The sequence below is a fragment of the Phocaeicola sp. ICN-14070 genome (genome assembly GCF_037892625.1).
In the GTDB taxonomy this organism is placed as follows: domain Bacteria; phylum Bacteroidota; class Bacteroidia; order Bacteroidales; family Bacteroidaceae; genus Phocaeicola; species Phocaeicola plebeius.
Genome location: NZ_JBBKBF010000119.1, coordinates 1 through 4,229, shown reverse-complemented (window position 1 = coordinate 4,229; position 4,229 = coordinate 1). Strand labels below are relative to the sequence as shown.

The following is a 4,229-nucleotide window of genomic DNA, read 5'->3' as shown; positions in this document are numbered from 1 at the left end:
TTGGTGATATAAATCTACGTATTTATCAAATTGTTTTAAAGAAAATTGTTGTGCTCTTAATAGACAATTTTCTCTTGAGTAAATATGGATGTTTTCTGCTATTTCTTGTATTGCCCTTATTAAGGCATTGTAATCTCCTTTGGGTACTGATATACCGGAATTCTTATCGATGGATTCTGCGCTACCTCCAGTTTGAAAAGTTACGACTGGAGTGCCACTTGCCAATGCTTCGATATTAGTTGTTGGAAAATTGTCAATTAGCGTGGGATTTACGAAAATAGTTGCGGCCTGATAAATTGCAGCTAATTCCTCAACGGAAGTTGTTCTAGGTAGTAATATTATATTGGATGGGATTTTGCTGATATCATTATTTCTTACACCTCCAACAAGTACAATTTGGAATTTTGGAGGTAAATCTTTTGATAGACGAATAAAGTAATCTAACCCTTTTAATCTATCCATATTTAAAGCTAGTCCCAATATAATTGTTTTGCCTTGTAATTTATATTTTTCTTTGAAGTTGAATGATGAAGGTTTTGAGAATATATCTATATCAACTCCATTGTAAATACATTTCATTGGAAACTTATTTAAAAGTGAATCCTTGACATAATTTAACAGCCATTGGGAGGGGGTAATGACTAAGAGTTGTTTGAATCTATAAATATACTTATTTCTCAAATGCCATTGGATTGAGGAGTTGTCAAGCCATGATGCCCCATATTGCTTTGGAAGTGGACAATGACCACATCCATTTTTCCAACGCATGCATTTAAATTCCTCGAAATGTGAACATCTGCCAGTAAAAGCTCTACAATCATGCATAGTCCATACAACTGGTATATTGTGTTTGTTTGTGAAATTAACAAATAAAGGGAAATTTAACATGTAATCATTGACCACATTTAAATGTATTACGTCTGGTTTATATTGTTTTAGTAAATAAATTAAGTGAAAGGTATCTATAAAAGAATAAATATCTTGTAGCCCTGTAATGTTGTATAGATTATGATGGATAAACCAATTAAGTCTTGTTCCAAATGTAACCTGGTTAGGTAATGTATTACGATTGTTTCTTCCTGAATTTGGACAGAATAGTTTTATTGTATCTCCTCTTTTTTCAATTGATTCACTAAGGAACTTGTAATATCTAGGGAAAAAACCAATATTTCCACTATGCATTATAGCTATTTTCATATAAATAAAGATATTAATATGGTAAACATTTTTTTAGCCATTCACGAAATTGATAATTGTTCATTTTTCGAAAATATGGGGAAAAACACATTGCAATAATCATCCATAAGGCTATATTTGAAATATTAAAAGTATTTGCATCTTCAATCCAACCTAGCATCCATCTAAATGATACAAAAACTGCCAAATATTTTAAGTATATATTATTAGACTTGTGTAACGCTAATGTGGAGGCTTTTATATAGATAAGACAATATAGGAGCATTCCTATTATTCCTAGCCACGTAAAGATATTTGGGAAACATAATTCATTATAATGTCTTTCATTTGTGCGAAAAACATTTCCTTTTTTGTCTTTATTTACTGCCTCAAAATAAAACTCGTCATTTCCTCTTGCTGGTGTTCGTCCTATTAGTATGTAATTATGGTTTATTGCAGATTCTATGACTTCTTTGTAAATAAATGTTCTAGTGTCTAAGGATACATCCTCTTCTACTCGCTTTCCATTGACAATGCGAGATTGTGAATATTTTCCACTGTTTTCTTGCATTTTTTGAAAAATATTATAAGAGCCTGTTATTCCTAAATATAGGAGGATTACAGTTAATCCATAAAATAAATAATGTATTCCTATTAATAATTTTGTGCTTATTATTTTATGTATCATAAAGCATAATGCCAAAATGATGGTCATAATTGATTTGATAACTTGTGCCCGTGCTCCTAAATCTGTTGTCATAATGACTAAAAGGCATAATATTAATAATTGCCATTTTTTTGGTAAAACGTAAATAAATATTCCCATCAAGTAAATAGGCCCTAGATAAAAATGATATGCTCCGATATTTATTACCCAAATTATATATATACCAAAAATTATTAATCCATATTTAAACCATTTCTTTAATATTTTTTGATTGATATATGGATTAGAAAAAAGAAATACTAAGATGGGTAGTGATAACATCTGAAATCCTTCAGTTAACCATCTGAAATCCATATATATTTCACAAGCGAATAATCCTCTGATGCAACCTATTAACATCCAAATCATATATAGGAAGATAATGGAATAATTTTTACCAAAGGTTGCATATGCTTTTTTGTAAAAAATATATGCGTAGAATAAAATGCTAAAATTTATTATCCATTCAATATAGCGATTGATAGGTAATATGCTCCATAATGATATAGAGCATATTGAACTTAAAATTATTAGCCACGATAATTTATTTATTTGTGATGGGCGTAGATTCATGCTTCTTTGAAGGCCAACTGATAAAATATTTCTTTTAGATGACTATAATAGTTTTCTTCGAAATATGGACTTAGTTTATGTGTCAATTTTTTAGTTTTAATTTGTTCATATAGTTTATATGCTTCTTTCAAATCCGATGCAACATATACATAATCATCGTAAACACCTTTAAACCAGTTTGCTCCTGTTATTACCTTATGGTCATTCGTCTTAATTATAATAACAGGTGTTCCTGCAGCTAGTGAGAAAATTGTCCCATGATATCTATCTGTGATTACAATTTTATATTTTGAGAAAAAGATTATCTGTTTTTCAATATAATGTTGAAGGTTTTTTCTAATCTTTTCTTCTGATGTTGATATTGTTGTATCTGTTGTAGTAATAGGCTCTATTTCTTCGATTTGTTTTTTTAGATTTTGCAATTCTTTGTCAGAATAAAATTTTTCACTATCGTCTCTTAAGCAAAAACATACACCTTTTCTTTCATTCTCAAAGGTATATTTACCAATTAGAGTTGTAACAATATCCGGAAAGGCTTGTACCTCAATATTAGGGAACATTTCTTTTGCCATGTTATAGGATACCGTATCACGGGCTAGGAATAACATGTTAGTAGCTTGGTTATAAGACTTTGATGTACGCTTCTTATTCTTTTCATGTTGGAAAAAGATTGTTTGCGGCATCATTAAGATCTTAGCGTATGGTATTTTATCAATAATCATACGATGCATCAATTCATGGTCTCCTCCTAAGTCTTGGGTACAATAACCGCTTTGGAATATTATGATGTCATTGGGACGGTATATTGTTTTTAATTTAGATGGGAAATCCACAAATGGATTAACGACTGTGCTTGATTTAAATGATAATAATTCTGAATCTGGGAAATTTTTAGAAATCCAATTTAATATACAATAATGTTGTCCCATATCACCCAAATTAGGGTGTTCCGTAATTCCTAGATAATAAATTCTTTGTTGAGATATAGGAGGGGTTAGTCGAGTAATATCGTTATTTACGAATTCTTTGTATTTCCGCTCTTTATACTTAGCTAATGCTTTGCTATAAATAAATCCGAAGTATTTACGAATTTTGCGTCTTAGTTTTTTGTTGATCATATTAAAGATGTTTTAGTAATTTTATCATTTTTATTGGAAGGATCATTTTTATATATCCTTTGACTACTATTGTCCAATCTTGTTCTTTGGGAGATGTTAGATAGCGTTTATGTAGCGTATTTTGTTCTACTCCATTAAAATAATCTTTCCAAAATTCTTCATACAATTGGGGCTTTTCTTGTGGTTTTTTTAGATTTTGATTTGATTTTAGCGCTTCTTGGATGCTTCTTTCTTCATAAATCAATTCATTTTTAATTTCTGAAAATAGTTCTTCACCTTTATCAGTGTTAAGAAGAATAAGTGATGTCCCTTTTCTATATGATCTGAACTTTAAATTGTATGGAGTGTAGTTCCAAAAATCGGCTAATGTTATATCAGAAATACGTTGTAAACTAGAATATTGACAGTGAAAGCAATTTTCTCTTAATATATAATTATCAACGAACGATCTAAAGAAAAAAGACTTTGAATATCTTTCACTATCAACTTTACCATTTTCTAGATAATAATTCATGGAAGTATGATATTGGTCTGGTGTTTTTTCTCTAAATCGTATATCAATTACTTTAGAATTGTATTTCTTTTCTATATTTTTTATTGTTTGACGTAAAAAAAGGCGAGAAGGAACTCCATGACATACTAAATCAACTGTATAT

At 29.7% G+C, this 4,229-nt stretch carries 4 protein-coding genes; all 4 read right to left on the bottom strand.

The features are described from left to right. On the bottom strand, nucleotides 1–1,197 hold a 1,197-nt coding region (locus WKT20_RS17630), incomplete at its 3' end, for a glycosyltransferase (protein ID WP_340417829.1). A gap of 13 nt (nucleotides 1,198–1,210) precedes the next feature. Continuing rightward, nucleotides 1,211–2,197, bottom strand: coding sequence for a hypothetical protein (locus WKT20_RS17625; protein ID WP_340417828.1), 987 nt, complete (start codon nucleotides 2,195–2,197; stop codon nucleotides 1,211–1,213). A gap of 254 nt (nucleotides 2,198–2,451) precedes the next feature. Further along, complete coding sequence (locus WKT20_RS17620; protein ID WP_340417827.1) at nucleotides 2,452–3,573, bottom strand: polysaccharide pyruvyl transferase family protein; 1,122 nt, start codon at nucleotides 3,571–3,573, stop codon at nucleotides 2,452–2,454. 1 nt (nucleotide 3,574) lies between these two features. Next, the coding region (locus WKT20_RS17615; RefSeq protein WP_340417826.1) for a Coenzyme F420 hydrogenase/dehydrogenase, beta subunit C-terminal domain at nucleotides 3,575–4,229 on the bottom strand (655 nt) is incomplete at its 5' end.

Excerpts from the sequence above, each read along its gene's own strand:
- WKT20_RS17620 (WP_340417827.1), bottom strand. The coding sequence starts at position 3,573 with ATGATCAACAAAAAACTAAGACGCAAAATTCGTAAATACTTCGGATTT.
- WKT20_RS17625 (WP_340417828.1), bottom strand. The coding sequence starts at position 2,197 with ATGGATTTCAGATGGTTAACTGAAGGATTTCAGATGTTATCACTACCC.